Genomic DNA, 26,321 nt, shown 5'->3' with positions numbered 1-26,321 from the left:
CGGACACAGCCAAGATGAATGCAGGACTTTTCGGCGGCACATTCAATCCGATTCATAACGGCCACCTAGGCATCATCAAATACGTCAAGGCACAGTGCGCCTTTGACACAATCATCATTTACCCGTCAGCCCTGCCCCCCCACAAATCCAACCATAACCTGGCTTCCGCACAGGACCGTCTGGCCATGGTCAAAGGTGCTGTGAAGCATCTGAATGGTTTCCAGGTATCTGATATCGAGCTTCAGCGGCAAGGCCCGTCATTTACCATTGATACCATATCCCAGTTTAAAACCATCTTTGGTAAAGACGCCCGTTTTCATCTGCTTTTAGGCTCTGATGCTTTTTTTGACACGCCCTCCTGGAAACAGGCCCGCCAAATTTTTGGGGCACTGCCCGTGATCGTGATGCAGCGGGGGGAAAAAACCGGGATGGCACCTTTTGCATCCTTTATTGACGAACACGTCGCAAAAGGCTACAAACTTAAGAACGATAACCTTTTTGTCCATGACCGGCTTTTTGCCATCCGCATCTGCAATGTTCCAAGAATTGATATTTCATCAACACAGATTCGGAACCGGATTAAATCCGGTAAATCCATTTCAGGACTTGTACCTGAATATGTTGAGACTTTTATCAGAACAAAGGATTTATATAAATGATCGCCCTCCAAGAGGAATATATCCCCTATTTTTCCCCGATATTTGACCGAAAACCCAAAAGCGTGGTTGCACTGATGGTCAGTGAATTAACCTCTTACACAGACATGGTGGTCATTGTGGAGGCCGGATCAAGCCGGCAGGTAACGTCCTTGGCCGAACATATTGTAACATCCCTTAAGGACGCAAAAATAAAGGCAATCGGTTCAGAAGGGGTCAAAGAAGGCCTGTGGGCGCTTCTGGATTTCGGGCACCTGATCATCCATGTCTTTGAATCCGATGCCAGGGCGTTTTATGACCTTGAAGGGCTGTGGAGTGATGCCAAACGGGTTGATCTCTCCGGATTTGGTACCCAGACAGAAACCGATATGGAGGATGACGATGGATTTTGAAAAACAGCCGGTCAATATCTTGATGATACTTGACGGATGGGGCATCAACGAATCGGAAAAAGGCAATGCCGTGGCCGCGGCCAACACACCGTTTCTGGACACGCTGATGGCCGGCTGTCCGAACACAACCCTTAAATGCTGCGGCGAGGCCGTGGGTCTTCCCGACGGTACCATGGGAAACTCCGAAGTGGGACACATGAACATGGGGGCCGGCAGGATTGTGGCCCAGGATTTTGTCCGGATCAACATGGCCATCCGGGACAACAGTTTTTCTTCCACCCCGGCCCTTGTTTCAGTTATGGATAAGGTGAAACAGGCCGATAAAAGCCTGCATCTGTTAGGGCTGCTTTCCGACGGCGGGGTCCACTCCCACATCAATCACCTGTTTGCCTTAATAAAAATGGCAAAGGATCAGGGCATTACCCGGGTTTATATCCACCCCATTATGGACGGCCGGGATACCTCTCCCACATCCGGCATTGATTTTCTAAAACAGCTTGGGGACAAACTCCAGGACCTTGGCACAGGAAAAGTGGCCACCATGACCGGCCGTTTCTGGGCCATGGACAGGGATACCCGCTGGGAACGGATAGAAAAGGCCTATGCGCTTTATACCCAGGGCAAAGGGATTGATGCGTCAGGACAGACCCCGGTCCAGGCCATCCAGGCCGCCTATGACCGGGAAGAAACCGATGAATTCATCAAGCCGGTATGCTTTTGTCCGGGGAATGAAGGCAGAATTGAACCAGGCGACGGCGTGATATTTTTCAATTTCCGGGCTGACCGGGCCAAGGAGATCACCCGGGCATTTACACAAAAAGATTTTTACGAATTTGAGCGGCCCGTCAATCCCACGCTTTCCGATTTTGTGTGCATGACCCAGTATGACGAGCACTTTGATCTGCCCGCAGCCTTTGGTCCCCAGCACCTGGACAAGATTTTAGGACAGATCTTAAGCGAACATGAAATCCCCCAGCTTCGCATTGCAGAGACTGAAAAATACGCCCATGTCACCTATTTTTTCAACGGTGGTGACGAGGCCGTCTTTGAGGGAGAAGAGCGCATACTCATCCCCTCCCCCCGGGATGTGGACACCTATGACCAAAAACCTGAAATGAGTGCAGCCCAAGTGGCGGATACAGCCTGCAAGCAGATCAGATCAGGCAAATTTCAGTTTGTGGTGCTTAACTTTGCCAACATGGACATGGTGGGCCATACCGGCATATTTGAAGCGGCGGTAAAGGCATGTGAAACCGTGGATATCTGTGTAAAAAAAGTCGTTGAAGCCATCTGGGAAACAGGCGGCACCGCTTTTGTCACGGCAGACCACGGCAACGCCGAACAGATGCTGGCCCAAGACGGGTCCCCCCATACGGCCCACACCTTAAATCCGGTAAGGTTTATCGTTGCAGCCAAGCCAGCCCCTGCCATCACGCTTTCGGACGGCAAACTTGGGGATATTGCCCCGACCATACTCAAGGCTCTTGGCATAGAGCAGCCTTTGGAAATGACAGGCCAGTGTCTGATCCAGGGAAAATAAGACAAATATTAAAATTAATCATTTCACAACTTGAATAATTTATAAATTATGACACTTGATCAAATCACTGATTATATTACCGGCAAAGAGATCGACAATGTGGGCGCGGAAGCCAGCCGCCAGATTTTTGAAAAATTCCTGGTTCTGACCAAAGGCTACGCCAGAACGGATATCCTTGTGGATGTCCCTTTAACCGTTCAGTTCAAGGGCGAAGACTATCTGTCCGTGATCGATCTGATTGTAAACGTGGAAGACCGCCCCTTTATGGCCATTACCTGTGTGGCAGGGTCCATTGGCTCCTATGAAAGGGAAATCCTGGCCGGTGCCAGGCTGATCTATGACCACATCATTCCCTTTGCCGTATCCACGGATGCCAGGAGCGCCATCATCAAAGACAGCGTCACAGGAAAAACCATCGGACAGGGCCTTGACGCCATCCCGGATTATTCCCAGGCCCGGGACCTGTTAAAAAACATGGAAGCCATTGTCCTTGATCCGGACAAAAGAAGCGGTGAAATGATTATCTACAGATCGTTCAACCTGGAAAAGGTCAACAAATAAAGAATGGTGTGGACGCATTTAGCCGGGCATATGCGCCAGAACATGAATCATGATTCAGGGTGAATCTTCATATCCTCAATAATTCTGGTGTCCAGGCAGGACCGAATGAATTGATTCATGGGCACCGGGTTTGCGGTTTCATAAAAGTCCAGCATCAGGGTGTTGAATTCCAGTTTGCGTTTGGCCTGGACATTGATCCCTGGAAATCCGCTTTGAAGAAGAAAACCGTTCATTACGAAGCGGCCGGTGCGTTTATTCACATCATGGTAAAACTGGTTTCGGGCCATGGCTAAAAAATAATGGATTGCCCGGTCATACACATCACTATATCCAAGGGCAGTTGACAGCATCAGATCAAACTGTTCCGGTAACTGCTCTGCCCTGGGTGGCGTATACGGGGTGCCGGCAATGGTTACGATTCCGTCCCTGAATTTTCCCCAGGTCAGCGCATCTTCTTTTGCCGCTATTTTATGAATTTCATTGACCGTTAGCATATCGACTTTAAAAGTATCGCTTTCAACCAGGCTGAAAATGTATCTCCAGGCATCTGCCTGGTTCAGGACCACCTGCTGATCCGAAACCTTATGTCCGCCAACGGTTATCCCGTCAAGCAGGGTCTGAATTTCAGGAATGGTGAAATTCAGACCCTCCAGGTTTACTGCGTCGCACACAAATTCAGGCATCATTCTTTTTGTGTGCATCAATGCCCTGTTTTTATCGGGGGTCATCCCCCAATGACGGTCCTGCATAACGTGCCCGTTTCCAATTATGCCCGGGGCACATCCTTGCCGCAATGTTTGCATACCGTGGCCCGGTTTTTAATAATCTCGGCACAGAAGGGGCACTCCCGGGTGAAATGGCGTTCATGGAGCTGCTCAATGGCTTTTTTCACCCCTTCCTGGAGCACCGGGGTCGGGAACTTATGGTTGATCAGGTGCTCCACAGCCGTGGCATCACCTAACTCGCCTACCATTTCTGCCGCTTTCAGCCTTACCTTGGGCGGAATTTTTGGGTCCAGGCAGAGCTTTAAAATCTCATCCCAATCCTTGGAAATATAATAATCAGTGAGAATGGAAAAGGTTTGTTTCATCAGCTCTTTTTTGGCCTCTTCCGCGATAATCGCTGCATCATCCATAACAGAACCGGTGCCGCCGATGGGGCTGAACACGGGCATGTATTCAAAATGGTCGGCACCGGGTTCGCAAAAGCATCTGTACGAGGCAGGTGCTTCCATGGATTCCATCAGGTGCTGCCAGCCCTTTTGGTAAGAAGGGCATTGATCATTAAAACAGACAAACAGATAGGGGGTCTGCCAGCCCAGACCGTCGGAAAAATTAATGGGCGGAATCTCCCACAGGGTCATGGGCTCATCGCAATGGGGACAATGGGGTTTGTCCAATTTAATATATTTTTCAAGCAGTTCTTCTTTGGTCTCAAAAGCCATTGTTTTCTCCTTATAGTAATTATGCCGGATCAAAAAAACCGCAGCATCTACCATAATAAGCACAGGGGGATGGTTGTCAAACCATCCCCCTGTGTTAACAGATTATCTTGGAATAATTATTCAATGATTGCCAGTATATCATCCTTGGCCACGGAATCACCGGTTTTAAAATTGATGGCTGAAATCGTTCCCCCGGCTGTTGCCGGCAGGGCGTTTTCCATCTTCATGGCCTCAATCACCACAACGGTATCGCCCGCATTCACCGTATCCCCTACATTTTTCTCATACTTGACGATCATGCCGGGCATGGGTGCCTTGACAGGCGTTCCGGAACCTGCTGCCGCAGCAGGTTTGGGGGCGGGTTTGGGCGCTGACTCCACCGGTTTGGGTGGTACGGGTTTCGGAGCCGGTACGGCTGCCGGCGCCCCAGGGAGCGCAGGGGATGCAGGGGCAGAAGGTGCTAGGGGCATGGCCCCAGCAAGGGCTGCGTAGGAAATCACGGGAGAACCGCCCACCTCATCGACACCCACTTCAAAACATTCACCGTCCACAAATACGTTAAAGGTTCTGGCAAATTCGCTTTTTTCAGGCAGATCCGCAACCGGCTCGATAAGTTTTCCGGCCCGGGCCTTTTTAATCATATCATCCTGTTTTTTTACATCTTCCAGGGTAATGGGTTTGACAGCGTCAGGCACCTGTTCCCTGCCGTATTTCTGCATCAGGTATTTTTTGCCGGTTACGGGGAACAGGGCATAAAGAATAAGATCTTCATCGTCCACAGCCAGATTACCGATCTCTTCCCTGGCTTTTTCAAGTTCCGGTGAAAGGACTTCGGCCGGACGGCAGGTAATGGGTTCCTCGCCCCTCTCATATCCCTTGAGCGCCTTTTTCTGAACTGCGGCATCAATGGGAACCGGGGTTTTGCCGTACAGGCCGTAGCACAGATCCTTGACCTGGGCCGTAATCATTTTGTAGCGCTCTTCCTTGGTGTCAAAAAGCACATTATTAACCGTCTGGGTGCCCACAATCCTGCTGGTGGGCGTCACAAGCGGAATCTGGCCCAGCTCTTTTCTGACCCTGGGCAGTTCTTTGTACACCTCATCAATTTTGTCCAGGGCATCCATTTCCCGGAGCTGTTTCACCAGGTTGGCGAGCATGAAGTCAGGGGCCTGGTGCAAAAGCACATTGATATCGATCTGGGAAACCCTGGTGTCGTCCAGCAGGTGCTTATACTTGGGTATCACCTCTTTTTCCAGGGTCTCATTGATCCGGGTAAGGGCCTTGATATCAAATCCCGTATCCCGGCTGGTGCCCATAAGGCTCATCACAAGGGGTTCCAGTGCAGCATGGGATGTTCTGTATGCATAGGGCGTCATGCAGGTATCAATGATGTCAATCCCTGCCTCTACCGCCTTGAGCTGGGTCATGGGGGACATGCCCGTAGTAAAATGGGAATGCAGGTGGATCAGGGGTTTGACTTCGGCCTTCAGCGCTTTTACCAGTTCAAAGGCGTCATAGGGGGACATCAGACCTGCCACATCCTTGATGCAGATGGAGTCAGCGCCCATATCCTCAAGATCTTTGGCCTTTTTCACATAATAGTCCAGGTTATACACCCCTTTGCCCAGGCGGGGTTCTGTCAGGGTATAGCAGATGCAGCCCTGGAAATGAGCACCGCACGCTTTGATAACAGGCGCCACGGTCTCAAAATTTCTGTAATCATTGAGGGCATCAAAGGTTCTGAAGATGTCCAGCCCGTTTTCCACGCCCTTTTTAACAAAAAGCTCGGCCAGATCATCGGCATAGTTACGGTGTCCCACAAGGTTCTGGCCGCGCAGCAGCATGGAGAGAGGGGTTTTTTTGAAATACCGTTTCAGGGTGCGAATCCGCTGCCATGGATCTTCGTTGAGATACCGGTGCATGGTATCAAAGGTGGCCCCGCCCCAGATCTCCACGGCCCAGAACCCGATGTCATCCATCTGCTCGGCCACAAGGATCATATCCTCGGTGCGCCCCCGGGTGGCAAACAATGACTGATGGCCGTCCCGCAGGGAAAGATCCTCAATTTTCAAAGGGTTTTCTGCCTTGGGCCGTGCCTGGGAATAATCCATCTCAACCATTTTAACTTCATTGTGATCGGTCATAATATCCTACATATATTATAAAATTATCTTGTGTTTTATCATTTCAGCATTCTTTGCCGTATCACTGCATTGCCGTTCATAATCGCCTGCCGTCCGGAAAGGCCCCAAAGGTTCATCTGTCCAACAGGGGCCGGTGCCAAAGGTTTGGCCGCAGCCCGGCTTTGCATGGCTGCAACGGCTGCCTCCTCTTCGGTTCTGATATACATGTGAACAGCAGCCATGGCAGCAGCCAGTTTTTTGTTTTTCATGAAAAAGGATTCCTTGGCTTTTTAAACGGTTTCAAAGATTACGCATAGGTACTGCCAGGCCAGCCCATGGCTGTTACACCGGAATATTTCCGTGTTTCTTGGCCGGCCGGTATTCCCGTTTGGTTGCCACGGCCTCAAGGGCATCTATGAGCCTTGGCCGGGTTTCACTTGGCACGATCACGGCATCCACATATCCCCGTGCTGCGGCACAATAGGGATTGGAGAATTGTGTATTGTACGCATCTATTTTCTGCTTGCGCATGGCTGCCGGGTCTTCGGCATTTTTTATCTCCCTTGCATGGATGACGTTTGCCGCGCCTTCGGCCCCCATGACGGCAACTTCGGCCATGGGCCAGGCAAAGGCCATGTCCGCACCAAGATGTTTGGAACACATGGCGATATATGATCCGCCGTAGTCCTTTCTTGTGATCAGCAAAAGCTTGGGTACCGTGGCCTCGGCGTAGCACCACAGAAGTTTTGCCCCGTGCCGGATAACCCCGCCCCACTCCTGGTTGGAACCGGGAAGATAACCGGGCACATCGGCAATGGTCAGCATGGGAATGTTAAAGGCGTCACAAAACCGGATAAACCGGGTGGCCTTGTCAGATGCATCAATATCCAGGCAACCGGCCATAATCATGGGCTGGTTGGCAATGATGCCGATGGGACGGCCGTTGAGCCGGGCAAAACAGATCACAATGTTTCTGGCAAAATACTGGTGGGGTTCGAAAAAATAGCCGTCGTCCACAATGGCGGCAATGACCTGTTTGACATCATAGGCCTGGTTGGATTTGTCCGGAATAATCGTGTCAAGGACCGGGGCCATGCGATACGGGGAATCGTCCGTGGGTTTAATCGGGGGATCTTCCATGTTGTTGGACGGCAAAAATGATAAAAGCTGCTTGATCTGTTCAATGCAGTCTTCATCAGACTCACAGGCAAACTGAGCCACCCCGGACTTTTCGTTATGGGTCATGGCGCCGCCAAGCTCCTCAAAGGAAATGACCTCGCCGGTGACCGCCTTAATGACATTGGGGCCGGTGATGAACATATACGAGGACTCCTTGACCATGAAAATAAAATCGGTCATGGCCGGAGAATAAACGGCCCCGCCTGCCGTGGGGCCCATGATGGCCGAGATCTGCGGGATTACACCCGAAGCTGCGGAATTACGAAAAAAGATTTCGCCGTATCCGGACAAGGCGTCAATGCCCTCCTGAATCCGGGCACCGCCGGAATCATTCATGCCGATGACAGGAGCGCCAGCTTTAATCCCTAAGTCCATGACCTTACAGATTTTTTTGGCCTGCATTTCTCCCAGGGAGCCGGCCGAGGCCGTAAAATCCTGGGCATAGGCAAAGACCAGGCGGCCATCCACCTTTCCGTGCCCGGTTATTACACCGTCCGCGGGAATTTCCTTGGTTTCCATGCCAAAATTGGTACACCGGTGGGTCACGAACATGTCCAGTTCCCTGAAGGTCCCGGCGTCAAACAACAGACCAAGACGCTGCCTGGCGTTAAGAATGCCCTTTTCACGGCGCTTGGCCAGGGCTTTTTCACCGCCCATGGCCTTGATCTTTTTCTCTTTTAGCCTTAATTCATGAATTTTGTCGGAAGTGACTCCCATAATTCGCATTTCTTTTTAAAATATATGGTTGAATAACTGCGTTGTCTATTTAACTCAAACTGATGAACCCTGAGACACCGGGGTTAGCACATCACTGTGCCAGGGTAAAACGCCATGCGCAGAACCAGGTTTCAGGATGGGGATCCGGCGGACACCCGATACATTCGGTTTTAATTGCGTCATCAACGCCTTCGGCAAAACGGGCGTACTCGACAAGACCGCCGGACTTGCAGGGATAATCATCCAGCCCCTTGCGCATCCTTGCCTGCTGGACCCTGCATTCATTCATCCGGAAGACAAAGCTGTCCTCGGTTTCTTCCACAATGCTCTGGCGGTTGATAAATGCGTACATCCTGAGATTCAGGGCCTTTTTCAGCCCCTCAAGTCCCGGATGTTTGCCCAGGCCCAGAATATTTTTTATGCGGTGGGCTTCAAAGGGGGAGAAACGGGCCCAGCAGGAGTCATTGCACCGTTTGGCATCGTTCATGCCGTGTTCGAACTCCACAGCCTGAAACCAGACCCCGTCATTGGCCAGCCAGGATTTTCCCACGGCTGCCATCAATTTTTCGGTTGTGGCGTCATCCAGTGACATCAACGCTTTGGGCATACCCTGGTCCAGTTCAAATCCCAGGGTGCGGGACAGATGTTTCATGAGAATGGAAATCGAAGATTGTGTGGCCTTATCCAGAGCGGTAAGTGCCTTTTCCATGCCCATCTGGTGCTGGACCTCATTGAACCAGAGACCGTAATGGACAACAATACGGGTGAACATGTCGATCAGCTGGGTTTTCTGCATATCAGGGGTAAGGTCCCGGGCTTGAAACGGAGTGGAATCTTGCATGAATCGACCTCCTTCGTTATACGGTTTCACACAAACTACTCAAAGTCGTCTCCTGTGTCAAGATACTTTCCTGACCCGTCAGCCATTCCATGTCATAAACTAAAGGAGAAGTTTATAGAATCCATTGATTTTTGGTAAAAAATTCAAAATCATAGTGTCACGTTTTAACGCTTTAAAAAAAACGGGAACGTTGAATCCTCCTATATTAAGGCTGATTAAAAAAATAATGATCATTTGACCATTATTTTCCTTGACAGCGCCACATGGCAGCTCTATATTTATGATCAAATGACCAAAACATAGATATAAGGAGGAATTATCATGCCAGGTTTTAATCAGAGAGGACCACAGGGGTTCGGACCCATGACCGGAAGAGGCCAGGGTGTTTGCGCAAATCAAAATATGGCCGGCACAGGTGCCGGTTACGGGGCCGGATTCGGCGGCCGGGGATGCGGCCGGAAATTTGGCGGTGGCGGCCGTGGTATGGGCCGCGGGCTTGGCCCCGCTGCCGGCCCTGTGCCTGGGGCTGAAAACGAAACCGCACTCCAGGACAGGGCCAGAATACTGGAACAGGAACTCAACGCCATTAAGGCACAGCTGAATCCCATGTCCGAAGACAAGTAATCCTTGATACAACCCCGGGTGAAAAGGGGACGCCTTTTCACCCGGACCATCTATAAATTCAGTTAAATACTAATGAATGCACCCAAGTCATAGGACGCCTGGCGCCCATAGCCGGTCAATTTGATGCGGTATTGTTTTGTGCCCCTGGCATATATCTCCAGAACAGCAAACTGATTGTCAAGCCTGGTGTCAAACCCCTCTTTTCTGCTGGTCTCCGCCCAGGGCCGTGAATCATTTGTTCCCACATTCCCGTTCATGACAATATAGTGAATACCCTTGATGTTTGCATACCCGCCGGCATGGTCATGACCTGATAGAACGGCAATCACCTTTCCGGAATCTTCCAGCACTTTACGCACAGTTGAGGCATTTTTAATATTATGGTCCTGGTCATCCACACGGTCCAGGGTCTGATGGGTGAAGACCACACTGGGCAACGTGGTGGCGGAAAGATCCTTTTCCAGCCACGCAAGTTCCCGGGGCGGAATAAAGGTATCTTTCCAGGTCCAGAACGTGTCCCCGGGTGTATTCATGTCATAGGCACGATGGGGGGCTTTAGGGGTGTAGTCCGCATCAAGGACAATGAAATGTACGCCGTTACTGTCCCAGGAGTACCAGGTCCGGCCCTGGGAAATGCCGGTATTGGAGACAGCCTTGAGAACAAACTCACGGGTAAGGTTATCAAATTCATGGTTGCCAAGGACGTGATAAGCCGGACCGATTGATGTAAAAACGGTTTCGATCTCTCCAAGATTTTTGGCTGGATCAGTGCCTTGCGCCAGGGTATCCACAAAATCTCCCATCTCTACAACAAAATCAGGTTTTTCCTGTTTCATTGAGCTAATAAACGTCTCCATTTTTGAAAGAGATGCAGAGTATTTGCGGGTTGGCGTATCCGCCTTGCTGGTATGATGCATGTCTGTAATGATACCGGCTTTTACCATGGGTTTTTCTTCCAGGGCCCTGCTTGTTCCCGGAAAGGTGAGCCCTGCGGCAAGGGCCACGCCTGTTGCAGCTGTGGCCCCAAGAAATTGACGACGGTTCTGGTTCATGGCGGTTCTCCCTGATATTGAAATTTTGTTGTTTTGTCGGATAATTCAACCCGATTCTCCGTTTAGGGACTATTATTGAACGGTGTTAAAATAAAGTCAGGGAAGCAATATTATTTAATTAGTGCTTGATTAATTAGTGTTTGAACGGCTCGTTTAAAGGTATCCAGTCTCATAAAAAATATGCGCCCCCCCTGATGCTGTGCTTTCGTTTGATCAAAGCCTTATGTTGGAATTTCTATAATCTTTCATAGTTTTCTTGACAAAACGGAAGTTCTTATCCTAATCTTTTTAAAAAGAATAAAGTTCCGATCCGCCATCCAAACATCCAGGGTAATTCATTCTATATTCAGGCAAATGGAGAGGCAGCCATAATGAAAACTAAAATTTCAAACATCACTTTATTTACAGCGCTTGCCATCGCATCTGTATTCTCCGTGATCATTTTGTGGAATATGCACAGCATATTCACAAAATTCAGTGAGAAAAATAAGGAAGGGCTTAGAACCTTTTATATTGATCAACAAAAAGAGCTTATCAAAAACGAAGTTGAACGACTGGTCAAGCGAATCTATGCCATAAGGGAAACGGTAATCAAAGGGGCCCAGCAAAATCTGAAAGACCAGGTACGTTCGGCAGAGGATTTCATTCAGAATGTCTACGTGAACCATAAGGAAGACCATTATAAAACGCATATAAACAACATGATTTCCTCTTTTAACTGGGCCAATAAATCCGGTTATTTTTACATAATATCCGGGGATGGCACCATCAGGCATCACGGAGCACGATCTGAACTTGTGGGCAAAAATATTGATTCCCTGAAAAAAGAGTTCCCGGATTTAATGACATTTCTTGAAGAAGTTAAAACCAGCGGCACAGCCATGGGGGAGTATATGTTTTACAAACCGGGCAAGGATCACAAACGCTACAAAAAGCTGGGATATGCCATATACAACACGGCCTTTGATATCATTATCGGCACTGGATACTATATCGACAGCCTGGATGAACTATGCAAACAGGAGGTCCTGGGATTTATAGCCGGGGAGCGGTTCGGCTATCAGAATTATGGCTATTTCTGGATATTTTCAACAAATTATAAAACAATATTTCACATAGATTCAAATATTTACCATACGAATCTAAAAACATTACGCGACGAAAACGATAAACTGGTCATCAAAGAGTTTGTAGATATCGCAACATCCAAAGGCAGTGGATTCAGCACGTATTCCTGGAATATTCCGGGACAGGAAAAAGCGGCAGAAAAAATATCTTATCTGGTATATATCCCGGATTGGGACTGGATTGTAGGCTCAGGATTTTATTTTGAAAATTTCTACGAACTTGTAAGAACCGTGGAGGGAATAAGCTGCGCTCTTCTCCGGCCGGAGATCATAAAAAACAGCGTTATTATCATCTTGCTTTTTGTGTTTACGCTGGGGGTTGCACTCTTTATTTATAAAAGAATCAGGATCATCGAACAGGAGCAGGAAATATTTCTCAGTGACTTGATTCAGTATAAAACAGTGATCGATACAAGCGCCATCGTCTGCATCACAGACCTGAACGGGAGTATCATTCATGTAAATGATCAGATGTGCAAGGTCACAGGGTTCAATGAGGAAGATCTGCTGTACTCAAGCCATAATCAGCTCAGCCATCCGGACAACCCGATATCAACATACCAGGAATTATGGGAAACCATTAAAAGGGGTGAGATCTGGCGCGGGATTATTAAAAATTTTAAAAAAGACGGTGGATACTTTTTTCAGAAAACGACTATTGTACCTTTTAATAATAAAGATGGCAAAGTCATTAAGTATGTTTCAATCAGCCACGATGTGACTGAAGTATTTGAAAATAAATCACAGCTTCAGAAATATCTCAATTATGATCCGTTGACCGAGCTGAACAACAGAAACAGCCTGCTCATGGAGATAAAAAATTCCACGTCTGCTGATTTGGCGCTTATTGACATCGACAACTTTCATAAGATCAACGAGACATATGGTATGAAAATCGGGGATCAACTGCTTAAGGAGTTTGCGTTAAGACTTGCCGAACGTATTCATCTGTACCGGTATTCTGTTTACAGGCTTCACTCTGACGTATTTGCCGTATTTTCATCCCAAAGCGATAAAAACCTTTTTATCATCAACGTTGAAACCGCGGTTAAAGATATTACCAAAAAGACGTTCATGATCGGTGAAAAAGAGCTGATGGTCAGTACCATCACAGGTTATGCCCATGGTTCGGATCACATCATGGCCCATGCAGATGCCGCACTTCAGTTTGCAAAAGCCAATAACATCGGGCATTACGCATATGATCCGCTTAAGGTGGATAACAGCAAAATTTATGAGCAGAATATCCGGGTGGTAAAAATGCTCACCAGTGCCATTGATGAAGACCGTGTTGTGCCTTTTTTCCAGCCGATAATCGGAGCTGATATACCCAAGTATGAGAGCCTTATGCGCATTATTGACACGAATGGAGGAGTTATTTCACCAGCAGCGTTTCTTGATATCAGCAAGCAGACGCGATTCTATCCGACGCTGACTAAAATTATAGCAAAAAAAGCCATAGACATCTTTGCCGACGATGATAGTAACTTCAGTATCAATATTTCAACGGAAGACATTTTAAACAATGAAACCATGGCGTTCATCCATGACTATGCTGTTGAGAGAAATGTTATGTCCCGCATGATACTTGAGATCGTTGAGTCGGAAAGCTTGTCTTCATATGCTGATGCGACTTTAATTCTCACCAGATTTAAACATGCAGGGGCCCAAATTGCCATTGATGATTTTGGCACAGGATATTCCAATTTTGATTACCTGCTCAAAATCAAAGCCAACTACATTAAAATAGACGGCAGTATCATTAAACTGATCACAAAGGATGAGCGGGCCGTTGATATTGTTAACTCCATTGTCTCATATGCAAACAAGCTTAAAATGAAGACCATTGCAGAATTTATCTCCGATAAAAACCTTTCGGTCAAGGCCAAATCCCTCGGTATTGACTACCAGCAGGGTTATTATCACGGGAAACCTGAACCCTATCCTGATAAAAGTATTTTTTTTTGATTCCCAAGCAACATAAAAAAATCTCAAAAACTAAGGGTTTCCCTGATAGACATCTATTTAGCTCAATGATACGAAATAGGCGGAGTTCATTTCCAAAGGTGTTTTTACTGTGATGGCCTTAATATAGAAAAGGAGGGATGTTTTATGAAGTTGAAAGCAAGAATGCTATCTTTATTTCTTTTGCTTATGTTTTTGGTTTCCTGTGCTCCTCAGGTAGAGGTAGCCCAATATTCTTTCGTTGAAGCAAAGGTTACACCTCAAGTACAGGAAGAACGTGATGAAATTTACATTCTAACGGCCTATGGGGTTGTGCTTAATGACTGGCAGGATGGAAAACAAGAAAACAAACGCGGACATAATATCGGTTCTATTCTGGTGGCTCCTGACGGTCGGATTGTGAATTGGGCGAGAAATTGTAATTCTGCCTTGTCGAACGGTACCCAGCATGGAGAGGTGCGTTTAATGATGGGCTATTTAAATCGTGAGGGCGGCTACTCCCTGAAAGGGTACACAGTTTACACTACTTTGGAACCATGTGCGCAATGCAGCGGAATGATGGTATTATGCAGCTTATATAAAACAGTGTACGGACAAACCGACCCCGGCTTTGGTAAAGCTCTGGAACGTTTATCTCTGGATAGTAAGAAGTGGAATGAAAATGGTTATGAGCCTTATCCACGGAAGGTAATCTCTGAGAGAAGTAAATCTAACTATTGTGATATGCTGGATAATGCATATAAGCAAACCGGTGGTTCCATTACCAAATTTTTATTAACAGACCAGGCAAAGTCAATTTTTACTCAGGCCGTCAATCAACTGAACCATTATCAGCTAAAATATCCAAAAGAAAACCTGAGTATCTTGGCACACGCGCAGGAAACATTGAAAAATGTTCGTCCTGGAATCCCGACTATCTGTATCAAGCCAAAAAGTTAAGTGTTGAATAATATTAAGTATTATTCTTGATGCCTGCCAGGCTCAAACAGGCCCGGCAGGCGTTTTTTTGACTTAGAACAAAGACGGTGTTCGGGTCAGAGGACATAATATCGAAAAGGTGTTAACGAATGTTACACTTGGTCATCCGGTTACTTCTTTTCTAAAAAATCGGAATCCGAAGCGTCGTTCTCGTCTGAGGCAATGGTTTCGCAGTTAAGGTTCTGGAAGTACGGATATCCGTTGTTTGGCTGTAGCGGATTGAATTGAGTTACATATCCGCGCGTGGGTGCTCACCCGCGAATACTTTTTTCTTTTTCAAAGTATTAGCGGGTGAGCACCATATAGTCTAACATGTTGAAATAAATATAAAATAATGTTTACCCCCACTTATTGAGAAGTTACTAAAAAGGCCTTACTTTCACGACATGATCACCGTGAAAGCCAAAATTCAAAAAGCAAAACCACTTGAAATCATTAGGCAAAAAGAAATCAGCCGCCGGGTGGCAAATCCGGCGGCTGATTTCTTGAGGATAATAAGGAGGTTATGGAGCCAGTTTTTAATTTAAAAATTGGCGTTAAAGACAACCTACCATAATTTTATAACTTGTCAATAAAAAAGTTTCATCGACATAACTTTATTTTATTTTTGCCAAAATACGGGATGCCCATTTGGCATCACCCAGACGACCGGAAACGCTGGTGCCTAACTGGGACAATGCGTCATTGGTCAAAGCGTTGCGTTCTGCATCTTCATACACAACCGCCGCGTTCTCGGCATCCTGGGCGTCGATCAGAAAAGATTCAGCCAGGAAGATCAAATCGCTGAATTCGGTCAGTTTTTGGCGGCCCAGGTCCAGCAGTTCTGAAAGGATGGCCTTGTCCGAAGTCTGCTGTTTAACCAATGCCACCAGACCGGCATAATCCTGTTTGGTGCGGCAAAGGCCTTCGGCGGATTTATACAGCGCCAAAGCACCGTCCCTGTCTTTAAGCAGGTTCAGGGTAGCACTGCCTGCAAAGGTAAAGTCATAAACGGTCTTGGCCTTGCTTCCTGCAGCACTCACAAGTTTTTTGGCCCATGCCTTGTCATTGAACTTCTCAATGGCCACAGCGGCAAGCTTCATGAGATCTGCGTTGCCCGCAGCCTTTTTCTCTATGCCTGCATAAATCTCTTTTACCCAGGCACCGTCCCCAAGGGTATTCTGGATGGCATTGGTCAAGGTGTTGTAATCGCCAAAGCTTTTGCATTTGTCCAGAAGTGCCGTATAGATCTCTTTGATCCATTCCGCATCATTGAGATCTGCATGGATGGCAGCGGCCAGTTTGATAAAATCGCTGAAATGAATGGTAAGGCCCTGGGCTTTTTTGTACAGTTTGGCTGCATAATAAATATCGCCGGTCTCTTTAACTACCTCAGCAGCCAGTACACGCATGGGGGAACAATTCTTACACTCGTTTTCACGCAGGGCAAAATCATTGTAAAGTTTGCCGAACTCTTCACGTTTGGCTTTCTGGAAGGCAATGGCGTCGGTCCATGCTTTGTCGTCCTTGGCCACTTCAAGAATGGCTTCAGCGGTTTTAAGGAACTCCTCATTATTTTTCACGGCGGCCTGGGCCTGTTTCAATACGGGCAGGGCTGCAGTTGTATCACCTAAGTCCCTGGCCATGGCCAGGGCCAGGGAAACCAGCTGGACGCAGTCGGGATTGGTGGCGGCAGCTTTCTGGTACACACCTGAGGCAAAAGCCTTGTCACCGGTATTCTCGAAGCTTGCTTTGGCCAGCTTCAGGTATTCATCAAACTTTGTATACTGGGCTTCGGCTTTTTTATAAATAGACAGGGTGAACTCATTGTCATCCAGCTGTTCCTTGACGATCACGGCAAACTTGAGCAGCTCATCCCCTTTTTCCAGGGACGCAACCGCCTTTTCATAAATGGCCCGGGCAAAATCCTTATCACCCAGATCTTTTATGGCCCCTGCGGCAAGGGCGCTGAATCCGTCAGCCGTGGTGGCGGCAGCCATGCCTTTTTCGTAAATTTCCTTGGCTTTGTCCTTATCCTTGGTACTGTCCAGAATGGATTTGGCAAACGATATAAAATCCTCTGGTTTTGTACATTTTTCAAAGGCCTTGTCCATGACCTTTTGGGCCATGTCAGGATCGGTTTTGGCCAGCTCATTGCTCAGATTAAGAAAATCGGTGAGCTTGGTGCATTTACCCATGGCCGCTTCATTCATCTCCTTGGCCGTATCATCCAGGCCAAGTTTGCCCGCAGCAGCGCCAAGGCCGATGAAATCTGCAGCGCTCATGCACAGCATTTTGGCGTTGGAAAGAAAATTGCCCACCACGTCATCATCACCAATGATCTCTTTGGCTGCCTCGGCATAGACCACGGCCTCATCATAGGTCTGTGCCCATTCAGCACCCTCTTCCATCAGCTCAACGGCCCAGTCCTTGTCATCCAGACCTGCTACGATTTCCCTGGCCACACCAATGTATTCTTCAGGTGAATCACAGCTTTCCGCTTTCTCTTCCAATTCTTCTTTGAGTCCCATAATCTCTCCTTATTTGGTTTTGTTTAATGATTTACGGGTATTATTCATCAATCAATAATTATGCTCAACGGCAATTATGTTCAACGGTAATGATATTTAACGGGGAACGCCCGTGCGTACACAATCATCCCATGGGGTAACCGGCAATATAAACTTCCACGACTCTAATAACATACTGATATAAAAACAGACAATGGGCTTTTTAAATAAACTTAAATTTTTAAGATCTTGAAAAAACAACAGCCATACCCTATAAGCCTTTTATGGTCCCTGATATTTCTGACATCCTAGGCCCGGACAGACCTTTTCCCAAGCGGTTCTGGCCTGTTTTTCTCATTATAGCCGGTATTGCATGGGGCCTTTTTGGGGTCACGTCCGGCACAGCCCAGGCCAACCCGTTTACCCGGAAAAATACCAATCCTTCTCCCCAGCACCAGGACGATTCTTTGCAACCGGCACCGGAAGTTTCCATATCCCAAACGCCGGGTTCAGGCGCCCCGGACTCAAGTATCCCAGGCTCAAGTATTGTAGAACGCATCATCTTTTTCCAGATGAAAATCAAGGAAAAAATGACGGCCCTGATCCGGCAGGCAAAAAATACCGGGAAAGTGGCCCCCCTGTTGTGGGTTCTGGCAGCGGCCGTTGTATACGGGATGGTACACGCTGCCGGTCCCGGCCACGGCAAGGCCCTTGCCCTGTCCTATATTATCTCGATAAAGCCCACACTTCCCAAGGCCCTTGCCTTTGGCAATATCCTGGCCGTCAGCCATGGGATGTCCGGAGCGGCTTTGGTTTTTTGCGTCAAATTTATCCTGCAGACATCCATTTCAGGCACCCTTGCTTCGATCACCCGGACCACCCAGATTGCAAGTTATTCACTGATTATTATTCTGGGCCTGTTTCTTTTTTTGCGCAAACTGCCGGTATGGAAAAAATTTAAACCGGTGAGTGATACGTCTGTTGAACAGATCAGGGCAACCCTGGATGCCAGGTCCATGCTGCCCGCCGTTTTCATGGGCATGATTCCCTGCCCCGGCGTTGTTTTAGCGGTTCTGTTCTGCCTGTCTTTAGGATTACCCGGGTTAGCCATTATGCTGGCCTGTGCCGTCTCCCTTGGTATGGCAGCAACGCTGTCTCTGGTCGTTATAATTGCCATGGCCGGGAAAGCCGCCCTTCTTGCCCCCCTGCCCCGGCGTTCCTCTTTTGCAAAAAATGCAGGAGATATACTTGAAGCCCTGGCAGGTTTAATTCTTTCTGCCATATCTCTTATGCTTCTTCTCACAATTTTTAAATCCTAAAGACGTACTTCCCGCTCTCACAAATCTTAAAAAACAATTGACAAAAAGCTTAAAAAATGAAAATAAGTTATTCGTTTGTGAATTAGATCAAGCTAACAAATAATTTATTTGCCCAGTATATATCGTTTAAAAAACAAGATTTCATTATTTTAGAAAGTTTAAAAACAAAAAATATTTAAGTGAAAGGATGATTATGACACTGGATGAACTTAAACCCGGCAACAGCGGAACAATCAAAAAACTATCCATCAGGGACAAACTGGGCCAGCGTCTGATGGATATGGGTATTTATCCCGGTCTCATCCTGAACGTGGTCCGCAACGCCCCCCTTGAAGACCCTATGGAAGTGGAAATCGACGGTTATTTCATCAGTCTGCGCCATGATGAAGCCCGGTTTATTGAGGTGGAACGTAGATGAAAGACAGATTATTAGTCGCCCTGGCCGGCCAGCCCAACTGCGGGAAATCAACGGTCTTCAATGCCCTGACCGGGGCCAAGCAGCATGTGGCCAACTATCCCGGGGTCACTGTGGACAAAATGTCCGGGTGGTACAAATATGGGGAGACCCGGGTGGACGTGGTTGATCTTCCCGGCACCTACTCTTTGACCTTTTATTCCCCGGAAGAACGGGTATCAAGGGATTTTATCCTCAATGACAAACCCGATGTCGTGGTCAATGTCATGGACGCCTCAAATATCAAGCGCTGTCTGTACCTGACATTCCAGGTCATGGAGATGGAAAACCCTATGATCCTGAACCTGAACATGATGGATGTGGCGCAAAACCGGGGCGTAACCATAGATATAGAGAAACTGACCCGGATTTTAGGTGTGCCTGTGGTGGCCACGTCCATGAAACAGGGCCTGGGAAAAACAGAGCTGTTTGACGCCATAACAGACACTGGACGCAAAAAATCATTCCATGCCCGGTTCAAGGTGGATTACGGCCCCATGGAAGCCTTTATCAACAATATTTGTGAAATGATCCGGCAGGATACGGGTGACCTTGAAGCATATCCGGCCCGCTGGCTTGCCATCAAACTCATGGAAGGGGATGAAGAGATCCGGAAACTGATCAGGGAAAAAGGTGTCCAGGGCACAAAAATCCTTGACCGTGTGGATGGCTTGAAAAATCAATTTGAAGCGGAATATGACCAGAACACAGCGCTTGCCGTGGCCCAGGCCAGATATGCGGCAGCCGACAAGGTGGCTGCCGGCTGCCTGACCCTGCCGGCTGAAAAGAAAAAACCCATGTCTGACCGGATTGATGCCGTGGTTTGCCATAAATTCATGGGGCCCATTGTTCTGTTGGCTGTCATCTGGCTGCTTTATTATCTCTCCATTGTCCAGGGATACAACCTGACCAACTACACCTGGCCGCTTCTGGCTAAGCTTCGGGGGGTTGTGGCCGCCATGGTCCCGGACCCTGGCTTCATTGATGTACCCCTGATCTCGGCATTTGCTTTGTGGCTGATGGATTCGGTAAATGCCCTGCTCAACTACATTCCTATTTTCTTTATTCTTTTCGGGCTGATCGCCGTCATGGAAGACAGCGGCTACATGCCGCGAATGGCATTTATCATGGACCGGCTGTTCAGCCGGTACGGCCTTCACGGCCAGTCCACCCTGCCCATGGTGCTTGGCGGCATTTATGTGGGCGGATGTGCCGTGCCCGGTGTCATGTCCTGCAAGGGTATCCCGGATGAGCGGTCCAGGCTGGCCACCATTTTGATCATTCCCATGCTCAACTGCCTGGCCAAGGTCCCCCTTTATGTGCTGCTGATCAATATTTACTTTGCCGCCCACAAGGGTTTGGCCATGTTTTATATTTCCACCATCAGCCTTTTAATGGTACTGCCCGTGTCCAAATTCCTGACCACCACCGTACTCAAGGACAAACCCATCTCACCCTTTGTCATGGAGATGCCCCCCTACCATTTACCCACGTTCAGGGGGGTTGTGGGCCGGGCCCTGGAACGGGTATGGATGTTCATCAAAAAAATCACCTCCATTGTGGTGGCACTGGCCGTGGTGATCTTTATCCTTTTGCAGTTCCCCGGCATTTCACCCCAGCGGAAAATTGACTTTCAGGCCCAAAGAGACAAGGCCATTACCCAGTTCAGGAACAGCATTGCCCATACGCCCTACGCCGAAGTACTTGCCGGGGCCAAGCTTATGGAGATGGTGCTCTACTGGGAAAGCTACAAGGATAAAAAGATGCTGGCAAAGGGTCCTGAAGCCACGGATGCCCTGAATGCAAAGTACCGGAAGATAAATCCGCAATTTTTTTCCATTGCCCAGCCCGGCAAGGATAAGGTGGCCAGAAAGGTAAACAAATCCTTTAAAAAGCTGTTTAAAACCCGGAAAGGGCTGCTGCGGGAAATGCGCAAGGAAAGAATTAATACAAGCTTTTTGGGCAAAATGGGACGCGCCCTGGAACCTGTAACCCAATTTGCAGGATTTAACTGGCGGGTCAATGTGGCGCTGCTGTCAGCCTTTGCTGCCAAGGAAAGCGCTGTGGCCACCCTGGGCGCCTTGTATGAACAGAATGATGATGGCGGAGACGGCTCCCTGGAATCACGCATGGCCAAAAGTGAAGACGGGTTTACGCCGCTTCATGCCCTGGCCCTGATGATGTTCATGGTGCTTTACCCGCCGTGCCTGGCCACCTCCATTGCCGTTAAACTCCAGTCCGGATCTGTCAAGTGGATGCTGTTCGGCATGTTTTATCCCATGGTGCTGGGCATCAGTGCGGCCACGTTAATATTTACCGGCGGCACCCTTCTGGGATTAAACGGGCTCCAGGCCATGGGGGTCTTTTACGCAATGGCCCTGGGCACAACCATTGCCACAGGCTTTATAAAAACAAAATCAGAATTTGACCCTGTCCGGCAGGCCATTGCCTGAATGGCCTGCCGGGCCAATTTTACAAATTTACAAGGAGAAAAAAATGAAACTGAAAGTATCTGTATTAATCTTTGCTGCCATGGTGTTTGGATTCTTTCTGACCCCGGTTTGCCAGGCCCATACCCCGTTGTGTTCCTGCTATGACAATGGCGACGGAAGTGTAACCTGCGAAGGCGGATTTTCCGACGGATCTTCTGCCGCAGGCGTTGAAATACGTGTTGAAGACGGTACCGGAAAGATGCTGATCAATGGCAAAATGGATGACGACAGTGAGTTTACATTTAAAAAACCCGCAGGCGACTACAAGGTAGCGTTTGACGCCGGAGAAGGGCATGAAATTACCGTGGACGGCAAGGAAATCACCGAATAGCCCGGCCACTGCATACTCAAAAACGTTAAAAAGGAGAAAATTTTGAAGATGAAACATGTTATCACCACCATCAGCACCCTGGCGATCCTGGCATTTACGGTACCGGCATTTGCTCACTTTCAGATGATTTATACGCCTGAAGCAGCCCTTACCAAGGGAGGGAAAATCCCTTTGGCTCTGGTGTTCACCCACCCATTTGAAGCCGGTCACACCATGGACATGGGAAGTCCGGAACAATTTTTCGTTGTCCGCTCCAGGGGGGAAAACGAACCCAAGAAAACGGATCTGCTGTCCACCCTTACCCCGATTAACTGGACAAGCCTGACCAATTCCGGCAAAGCATATGAAACCGAGTATACAGCCAGGGGGGGGGACCATGTATTCTGCCTGGTACCGGCACCCTATTTTGAGGCTGGAGAAGATGCCTATATCCAGCAGAGCACCAAAGTGATCGTCAATGTAGGCGGAGAGCCCGGTGCCTGGATGGAACCTGTAGGTCTTGACTGCGAAATCGTCCCCCTTTGCAAACCCTATGACCGCTGGACCGGCAATGTATTTCAGGGCAAAGTCCTGTTCAAGGGCAAACCTGTTCCCAACGCCGAAATTGAGATCGAATTCATGAACCATAAGCCCTTGCTGGATAAAAAAGCATTTGCCAGGCAAGCCTCGGCAGTTGCCCCCCAGGACGCCTTTGTGCTGCAGACCATTTTTGCCGATGACAACGGCGTATTTACCTTTGGCATTCCCAAGGCCGGATGGTGGGGATTTGCCGCCCTTGGCCTGGACCCGGAAGGTTCCTATAAAGGAAAAGAGTGCTCCAGGGACGCCGTGATCTGGATCACAGCTGTGGATATGAAATAAATGCCTATTTTATTCAGCAGTTAAGGCATACACGAATCAGATGCGGCTTGTTACAATGGCCCTGACCATGATTGTAAAACCGATAACCATGACCGGGGCCATTATATACGCGCCAAAACTGCCGGATGCTGCAAATCAATACAAGTGCCGGACCACAGTTTCCCAGTTTCCTTACCTTTCTGCCATCCTTCAGGATCGCATTATTTCCCAACTGGCCCGGCACTTTCCTTATATCCTAAAAATATTTAACATAAAAGCGGCCTCTGCCGCCCGCTGCAGACGCCTGCCAGAATATGCCATATGACACCTGTAATTCATGTTGAACATCTTAGCCATAGATACGGCAAACGCTATATCTACAAAGACCTGAACTTTTCCATTACGCCGGGAAAAATTTATGGGCTTCTGGGAAAAAACGGCGTGGGTAAAACAACGCTGATTAAGATATTAATGGGATTTCTCAGGCCGGTATCCGGCAGGTGTACTGTGTTCGGTGAAGACTCCCATGCACTGACGCCGGCCGCCAGGGCCCGCATCGGCCTTTTGTTTGAAGGCCATCTGGCCTATGAATTCATGTCCATCCGTCAGATTGAAAAATTTTATGCCCCTTTCTATCCCAGTTGGGATGAACGCATTTACTACCGGATGGTGAAAAAGCTTGGACTTTCACCAGGCCATCTGATCCGGCAGATGTCCTGCGGCCAGCGTTCCCAGGTGGTGCTGGGACTTTTGATGGCCCAGCAGCCTGAACTGCTGCTCCTTGATGACTATTCCATCGGGCTTGATGCCGGATACAGACGGCTGTTTCTGGATGAAATGCGCGACTATCTGGCCCAGGGGAACCGCACTGTATTTTTAACCTCCCATGTGATCCAGGATATGGAAAATTTTGTAGATGAGGCGATCTTCCTAGAACGCGGCGGAAATTTGATGACCACCTCCCTGGCGCAGTTTAAAACTGATTTTTCCTGCTTCCGGTTGCCGGTTTCAGCCAATGGCAGCACCTCCGGCATGAACCGGGAACAGATGCTGTCTGCCTGCCCCATGCTCAAAAATATTGAAATTCATAAGGATCACTGGGATCTGTTTACGTTCACCCCGGTCCGGGAACTGGAAAATGCGCTTAAAAATACAGACATTCCCGGGAACCTGCTTGAGACTATTCCCTTAAGCCTTGAGGATGCATTCATCGGATACACGGGGAGGTATTAATGATTCAGGCCATTTTCCGAAAAGAATTTTTCAAAATCCGCGGACCCGGCTTACTGGTGATCGCTGCCCACATCTGTATTCTTTTATACCTCTATGTTGCCACCCGCAGGCTGTTTATGCTGGACCACCCGGAGGTGGTGTGGTATCGCGTACTTCACTTGGGCCAGATCCATTTTGGCCTTTTAAAAAATATCCCGCTTTTATCCGGTATTCTGATTGCCTGTTTTCAGTTTCTTCCTGAAATGTGGGGGGAGCGGTTCCGCCTTTCCCTTCATCTGCCTGTGCCTCCTGGGTTTGTGGCCCTGACTCATCTTCTGGTGGGGCTGACCGTTTATTGCGCCATGGCCCTGGCCGACCTTTTCGGACTTGGCCTGATTACAGGCCTGTTCTTTCCCTGGCAGGGTATAAAAATCAGTTTGCTCACCGCCCTGCCCTGGACCATGGCCGGGGCAGGCGCCTATCTTGGCATGGCACTGGCGTTGCTCGAACCCAATTTCCGGCTCAAGGCAGTCAACCTGCTCATTGGGGCCGGCATCACAGGGCTTTACCTGCAAACTGTTGACCCCGGTGCATACGAACCATGTCTGGCACTGCTCAGTGTACCCCTGGGGTTGATGATGCTGGCAGTGCTTTTACCGGTATTCAGATTTCGCTGCAGGAGGGTAGGATAATGAATCCCAAAGCGCAGGCCGTTTATTATGTCCTGGTCATCCTGGTATCTGCGGTATATCTGCCCATGCTGTATGACAAAATTTTTATGGATGAAGTTGAAAAAACCCATCTGTTCTACAGCCCTGTGAGCCAGGACTTTATTCTAATGGAAAAAATAGTGGGAAAGGTGCCGGACCCTGCCAAAGGATTTGCCTTGGACCACCACAGCAACCAGGCTTATATGAAAGCGGACGGCACCTATGTGCCCCGCAAAACCTTTGAACGCCATCTGCCGTTTATCTACTATAAAAACATGGAGATCCGGGGCCTTCTGCCCATAACCCTGAACGGACAGACCTTTGATAAAATAACGATCAAGGCCCAGCGCCGTGTTCTTGAGCTTAAGGCCAAAGATCTTGCTGAAAAATCCCCCCATGTGCCGTTCTACCCCCTGCTGGAATCCAACCCGGGCCAGGCCAGGCTAGTTTTTCCCGAAGACCGGTTCCGCATGACTGACAGTGATATGGAGTTCATCAATGCCGATGAGAATGCTGTGGATCCGGTGTTCACAAAAATGTACACCTATACCCTTAAAAAAAAGGGATTTAAATTCCCTGCCAGATCTGTGAACGGTAAATTTTCGGTGCTTAAACCCTTTGACGAAGGTGTGTTCATTGTGGACCGCGATTATCATGTTTTTCATGTCAAACGGGTGAATGACAAACCTGAGATCAAGAAAACCCCGATTTCGCCTGAATTGAGGATCAGGGCCATCCAGGTATCTGAAAACAGCCAGAAGAAATTTTACGGTTTAGCCCTTGAGGGCAACGGCGGCATCAGCCTTATGTCCTATGACAACTACCGGCTGATACCATTGCCGTTAAACAATTTTGATCCTGACCGTATGGACTTGAAACTGATTTTTAATCCCTTGTACTGCACGGCGGTGTATTCCGATGGTACGGTGATACGGGCAGTTCTCCTGGACGACTCTTTTTCTCCGGTTAAACGTTATGAGCACACCATGTCCAGGGCCACTGCCACACCCGCGACCCGGTTCCGGAATCTGCTGTTTCCCTTTGCCCTGGCACTTGGCCCCACCCCGGACAGCAGGTATGTCAAGGCCAGGCTCGTGCCCGGCACCATATGGTCTTTGTCCGGCATGGGCATCTGTGCACTGCTCTTTGCCGGTGGTGCAAAAATATTTACAGGCCAATGGCCCCGGGGTATGCGGACAGCCACGGTGGCCCTGACCGGGCTTTACGGACTGGTTGCCATGGTTATCGCAACTATCAGTGATTAGGAGAAAAATA

General features: G+C 48.5%; 24 protein-coding genes. 16 read left to right on the top strand and 8 right to left on the bottom strand.

Annotation, left to right across the window (positions count from 1 at the left end; genetic code table 11):
• Positions 1-14 precede the first annotated feature (14 nt).
• From nadD to Q366_RS09845, 4 genes are read left to right on the top strand one after another with little or no spacing between them, the layout of a single operon-like run.
• Positions 15-659: a nicotinate (nicotinamide) nucleotide adenylyltransferase gene (gene nadD / locus Q366_RS09860; protein ID WP_035238573.1), complete on the top strand. Its 645-nt coding sequence runs from the start codon at positions 15-17 to the stop codon at positions 657-659.
• Positions 656-1,048: a ribosome silencing factor gene (rsfS, locus tag Q366_RS09855; protein WP_035238572.1), complete on the top strand. Its 393-nt coding sequence runs from the start codon at positions 656-658 to the stop codon at positions 1,046-1,048. The genes nadD and rsfS overlap by 4 nt, the downstream gene beginning before the upstream one ends.
• The gene (gpmI, locus tag Q366_RS09850; protein ID WP_035238571.1) at positions 1,038-2,588 is read left to right on the top strand and encodes a 2,3-bisphosphoglycerate-independent phosphoglycerate mutase; all 1,551 of its coding nucleotides are present in this window, start codon (positions 1,038-1,040) and stop codon (positions 2,586-2,588) included. Before rsfS ends, gpmI begins: the two co-directional genes overlap by 11 nt.
• A 48-nt stretch (positions 2,589-2,636) precedes the next feature.
• Positions 2,637-3,149, top strand: coding sequence for a type I restriction enzyme HsdR N-terminal domain-containing protein (locus Q366_RS09845; RefSeq protein WP_035238570.1), 513 nt, complete (start codon positions 2,637-2,639; stop codon positions 3,147-3,149).
• Between the two features lie 47 nt (positions 3,150-3,196).
• Here the strand turns inward: Q366_RS09845 and Q366_RS09840 are convergent, their stop codons facing one another.
• From Q366_RS09840 to Q366_RS09815, 6 genes are all read right to left on the bottom strand, one after another.
• Complete coding sequence (locus Q366_RS09840; protein WP_035238569.1) at positions 3,197-3,898, bottom strand: Fic family protein; 702 nt, start codon at positions 3,896-3,898, stop codon at positions 3,197-3,199.
• 17 nt (positions 3,899-3,915) lie between these two features.
• A complete protein-coding gene (locus Q366_RS09835) occupies positions 3,916-4,593 on the bottom strand; it encodes a zinc ribbon domain-containing protein (RefSeq protein WP_035238638.1) in 678 nt (225 codons plus the stop codon).
• Positions 4,594-4,709: 116 nt separating this feature from the next.
• Positions 4,710-6,737, bottom strand: a complete 2,028-nt coding sequence (locus tag Q366_RS09830) for a pyruvate carboxylase subunit B (RefSeq protein ID WP_035238567.1) — start codon at positions 6,735-6,737, stop codon at positions 4,710-4,712.
• 38 nt (positions 6,738-6,775) lie between these two features.
• Complete coding sequence (locus tag Q366_RS09825) at positions 6,776-6,985, bottom strand: hypothetical protein (protein ID WP_035238565.1); 210 nt, start codon at positions 6,983-6,985, stop codon at positions 6,776-6,778.
• 73 nt (positions 6,986-7,058) lie between these two features.
• Complete coding sequence (locus Q366_RS09820) at positions 7,059-8,612, bottom strand: acyl-CoA carboxylase subunit beta (protein WP_035238563.1); 1,554 nt, start codon at positions 8,610-8,612, stop codon at positions 7,059-7,061.
• A 91-nt stretch (positions 8,613-8,703) separates the two neighbouring features.
• Positions 8,704-9,453 (bottom strand): DUF6125 family protein, encoded by a 750-nt coding sequence (locus Q366_RS09815; protein ID WP_035238561.1) that lies wholly within the window; start codon positions 9,451-9,453, stop codon positions 8,704-8,706.
• 321 nt (positions 9,454-9,774) lie between these two features.
• Between Q366_RS09815 and Q366_RS09810 the strand changes: the two genes are divergently transcribed.
• Positions 9,775-10,077: a DUF5320 domain-containing protein gene (locus tag Q366_RS09810; protein WP_035238559.1), complete on the top strand. Its 303-nt coding sequence runs from the start codon at positions 9,775-9,777 to the stop codon at positions 10,075-10,077.
• 62 nt (positions 10,078-10,139) lie between these two features.
• Here the strand turns inward: Q366_RS09810 and Q366_RS09805 are convergent, their stop codons facing one another.
• On the bottom strand, positions 10,140-11,129 hold the full coding sequence (locus Q366_RS09805) for a metallophosphoesterase (protein WP_035238557.1): 990 nt from the start codon (positions 11,127-11,129) through the stop codon (positions 10,140-10,142).
• A gap of 371 nt (positions 11,130-11,500) precedes the next feature.
• Between Q366_RS09805 and Q366_RS09800 the strand changes: the two genes are divergently transcribed.
• Together Q366_RS09800 and Q366_RS20270 are read left to right on the top strand one after the other, a co-directional pair.
• Positions 11,501-14,224, top strand: coding sequence for a cache domain-containing protein (locus Q366_RS09800; RefSeq protein ID WP_035238555.1), 2,724 nt, complete (start codon positions 11,501-11,503; stop codon positions 14,222-14,224).
• A 144-nt stretch (positions 14,225-14,368) separates the two neighbouring features.
• Positions 14,369-15,160: a nucleoside deaminase gene (locus Q366_RS20270; protein ID WP_051957956.1), complete on the top strand. Its 792-nt coding sequence runs from the start codon at positions 14,369-14,371 to the stop codon at positions 15,158-15,160.
• A 635-nt stretch (positions 15,161-15,795) separates the two neighbouring features.
• Here Q366_RS20270 and Q366_RS09790 read toward each other — a convergent pair.
• Complete coding sequence (locus Q366_RS09790; protein WP_035238553.1) at positions 15,796-17,709, bottom strand: tetratricopeptide repeat protein; 1,914 nt, start codon at positions 17,707-17,709, stop codon at positions 15,796-15,798.
• Positions 17,710-17,972: 263 nt separating this feature from the next.
• On the opposite strand from Q366_RS09790, the gene Q366_RS09785 reads away from it, so the two are divergent.
• The 9 genes from Q366_RS09785 (at position 17,973) to Q366_RS09745 (ending at position 26,311) form a co-directional block, all read left to right on the top strand.
• Complete coding sequence (locus tag Q366_RS09785) at positions 17,973-19,007, top strand: nickel/cobalt transporter (protein ID WP_035238551.1); 1,035 nt, start codon at positions 17,973-17,975, stop codon at positions 19,005-19,007.
• A 193-nt stretch (positions 19,008-19,200) separates the two neighbouring features.
• Positions 19,201-19,425: a FeoA family protein gene (locus Q366_RS09780; protein WP_035238549.1), complete on the top strand. Its 225-nt coding sequence runs from the start codon at positions 19,201-19,203 to the stop codon at positions 19,423-19,425.
• Positions 19,422-21,914 (top strand): ferrous iron transport protein B, encoded by a 2,493-nt coding sequence (gene feoB, locus Q366_RS09775; RefSeq protein WP_035238548.1) that lies wholly within the window; start codon positions 19,422-19,424, stop codon positions 21,912-21,914. Before Q366_RS09780 ends, feoB begins: the two co-directional genes overlap by 4 nt.
• 43 nt (positions 21,915-21,957) lie before the next feature.
• Entirely contained in the window at positions 21,958-22,284 is a 327-nt protein-coding gene (locus Q366_RS09770) for a hypothetical protein (protein ID WP_035238546.1), read from the top strand.
• Between the two features lie 48 nt (positions 22,285-22,332).
• Positions 22,333-23,145, top strand: a complete 813-nt coding sequence (locus Q366_RS09765) for a DUF4198 domain-containing protein (protein WP_035238544.1) — start codon at positions 22,333-22,335, stop codon at positions 23,143-23,145.
• Between the two features lie 40 nt (positions 23,146-23,185).
• Positions 23,186-23,449 (top strand): hypothetical protein, encoded by a 264-nt coding sequence (locus Q366_RS09760; protein ID WP_035238543.1) that lies wholly within the window; start codon positions 23,186-23,188, stop codon positions 23,447-23,449.
• Positions 23,446-24,357: an ABC transporter ATP-binding protein gene (locus Q366_RS09755; RefSeq protein ID WP_035238540.1), complete on the top strand. Its 912-nt coding sequence runs from the start codon at positions 23,446-23,448 to the stop codon at positions 24,355-24,357. Before Q366_RS09760 ends, Q366_RS09755 begins: the two co-directional genes overlap by 4 nt.
• Positions 24,357-25,028: a hypothetical protein gene (locus Q366_RS09750; protein WP_035238538.1), complete on the top strand. Its 672-nt coding sequence runs from the start codon at positions 24,357-24,359 to the stop codon at positions 25,026-25,028. The genes Q366_RS09755 and Q366_RS09750 overlap by 1 nt, the downstream gene beginning before the upstream one ends.
• Positions 25,028-26,311 carry a DUF4857 domain-containing protein gene (locus Q366_RS09745; RefSeq protein ID WP_035238536.1) on the top strand — a complete coding sequence of 428 codons (1,284 nt, stop codon included), beginning with the start codon at positions 25,028-25,030 and terminating at the stop codon, positions 26,309-26,311. The genes Q366_RS09750 and Q366_RS09745 overlap by 1 nt, the downstream gene beginning before the upstream one ends.
• Positions 26,312-26,321: the final 10 nt, after the last annotated feature.

The sequence above is a fragment of the Desulfobacter vibrioformis DSM 8776 genome (assembly GCF_000745975.1).
GTDB lineage: Bacteria > Desulfobacterota > Desulfobacteria > Desulfobacterales > Desulfobacteraceae > Desulfobacter > Desulfobacter vibrioformis.
The sequence above is the reverse complement of the archived record's forward strand: the minus strand, read 5'-3'. Positions and strand labels throughout refer to the sequence as shown.

Bases quoted from the DNA above. Each gene is read 5' to 3' on its own strand.
- nadD (WP_035238573.1), top strand. From the start codon at position 15: ATGAATGCAGGACTTTTCGGCGGCACATTCAATCCGATTCATAACGGC.
- rsfS (WP_035238572.1), top strand. From the start codon at position 656: ATGATCGCCCTCCAAGAGGAATATATCCCCTATTTTTCCCCGATATTT.
- gpmI (WP_035238571.1), top strand. From the start codon at position 1,038: ATGGATTTTGAAAAACAGCCGGTCAATATCTTGATGATACTTGACGGA.
- Q366_RS09845 (WP_035238570.1), top strand. From the start codon at position 2,637: ATGACACTTGATCAAATCACTGATTATATTACCGGCAAAGAGATCGAC.
- Q366_RS09840 (WP_035238569.1), bottom strand. From the start codon at position 3,898: ATGCAGGACCGTCATTGGGGGATGACCCCCGATAAAAACAGGGCATTG.
- Q366_RS09835 (WP_035238638.1), bottom strand. From the start codon at position 4,593: ATGGCTTTTGAGACCAAAGAAGAACTGCTTGAAAAATATATTAAATTG.
- Q366_RS09830 (WP_035238567.1), bottom strand. From the start codon at position 6,737: ATGACCGATCACAATGAAGTTAAAATGGTTGAGATGGATTATTCCCAG.
- Q366_RS09825 (WP_035238565.1), bottom strand. From the start codon at position 6,985: ATGAAAAACAAAAAACTGGCTGCTGCCATGGCTGCTGTTCACATGTAT.
- Q366_RS09820 (WP_035238563.1), bottom strand. From the start codon at position 8,612: ATGGGAGTCACTTCCGACAAAATTCATGAATTAAGGCTAAAAGAGAAA.
- Q366_RS09815 (WP_035238561.1), bottom strand. From the start codon at position 9,453: ATGCAAGATTCCACTCCGTTTCAAGCCCGGGACCTTACCCCTGATATG.
- Q366_RS09810 (WP_035238559.1), top strand. From the start codon at position 9,775: ATGCCAGGTTTTAATCAGAGAGGACCACAGGGGTTCGGACCCATGACC.
- Q366_RS09805 (WP_035238557.1), bottom strand. From the start codon at position 11,129: ATGAACCAGAACCGTCGTCAATTTCTTGGGGCCACAGCTGCAACAGGC.
- Q366_RS09800 (WP_035238555.1), top strand. From the start codon at position 11,501: ATGAAAACTAAAATTTCAAACATCACTTTATTTACAGCGCTTGCCATC.
- Q366_RS20270 (WP_051957956.1), top strand. From the start codon at position 14,369: ATGAAGTTGAAAGCAAGAATGCTATCTTTATTTCTTTTGCTTATGTTT.
- Q366_RS09790 (WP_035238553.1), bottom strand. From the start codon at position 17,709: ATGGGACTCAAAGAAGAATTGGAAGAGAAAGCGGAAAGCTGTGATTCA.
- Q366_RS09785 (WP_035238551.1), top strand. From the start codon at position 17,973: ATGGTCCCTGATATTTCTGACATCCTAGGCCCGGACAGACCTTTTCCC.
- Q366_RS09780 (WP_035238549.1), top strand. From the start codon at position 19,201: ATGACACTGGATGAACTTAAACCCGGCAACAGCGGAACAATCAAAAAA.
- feoB (WP_035238548.1), top strand. From the start codon at position 19,422: ATGAAAGACAGATTATTAGTCGCCCTGGCCGGCCAGCCCAACTGCGGG.
- Q366_RS09770 (WP_035238546.1), top strand. From the start codon at position 21,958: ATGAAACTGAAAGTATCTGTATTAATCTTTGCTGCCATGGTGTTTGGA.
- Q366_RS09765 (WP_035238544.1), top strand. From the start codon at position 22,333: ATGAAACATGTTATCACCACCATCAGCACCCTGGCGATCCTGGCATTT.
- Q366_RS09760 (WP_035238543.1), top strand. From the start codon at position 23,186: ATGCGGCTTGTTACAATGGCCCTGACCATGATTGTAAAACCGATAACC.
- Q366_RS09755 (WP_035238540.1), top strand. From the start codon at position 23,446: ATGACACCTGTAATTCATGTTGAACATCTTAGCCATAGATACGGCAAA.
- Q366_RS09750 (WP_035238538.1), top strand. From the start codon at position 24,357: ATGATTCAGGCCATTTTCCGAAAAGAATTTTTCAAAATCCGCGGACCC.
- Q366_RS09745 (WP_035238536.1), top strand. From the start codon at position 25,028: ATGAATCCCAAAGCGCAGGCCGTTTATTATGTCCTGGTCATCCTGGTA.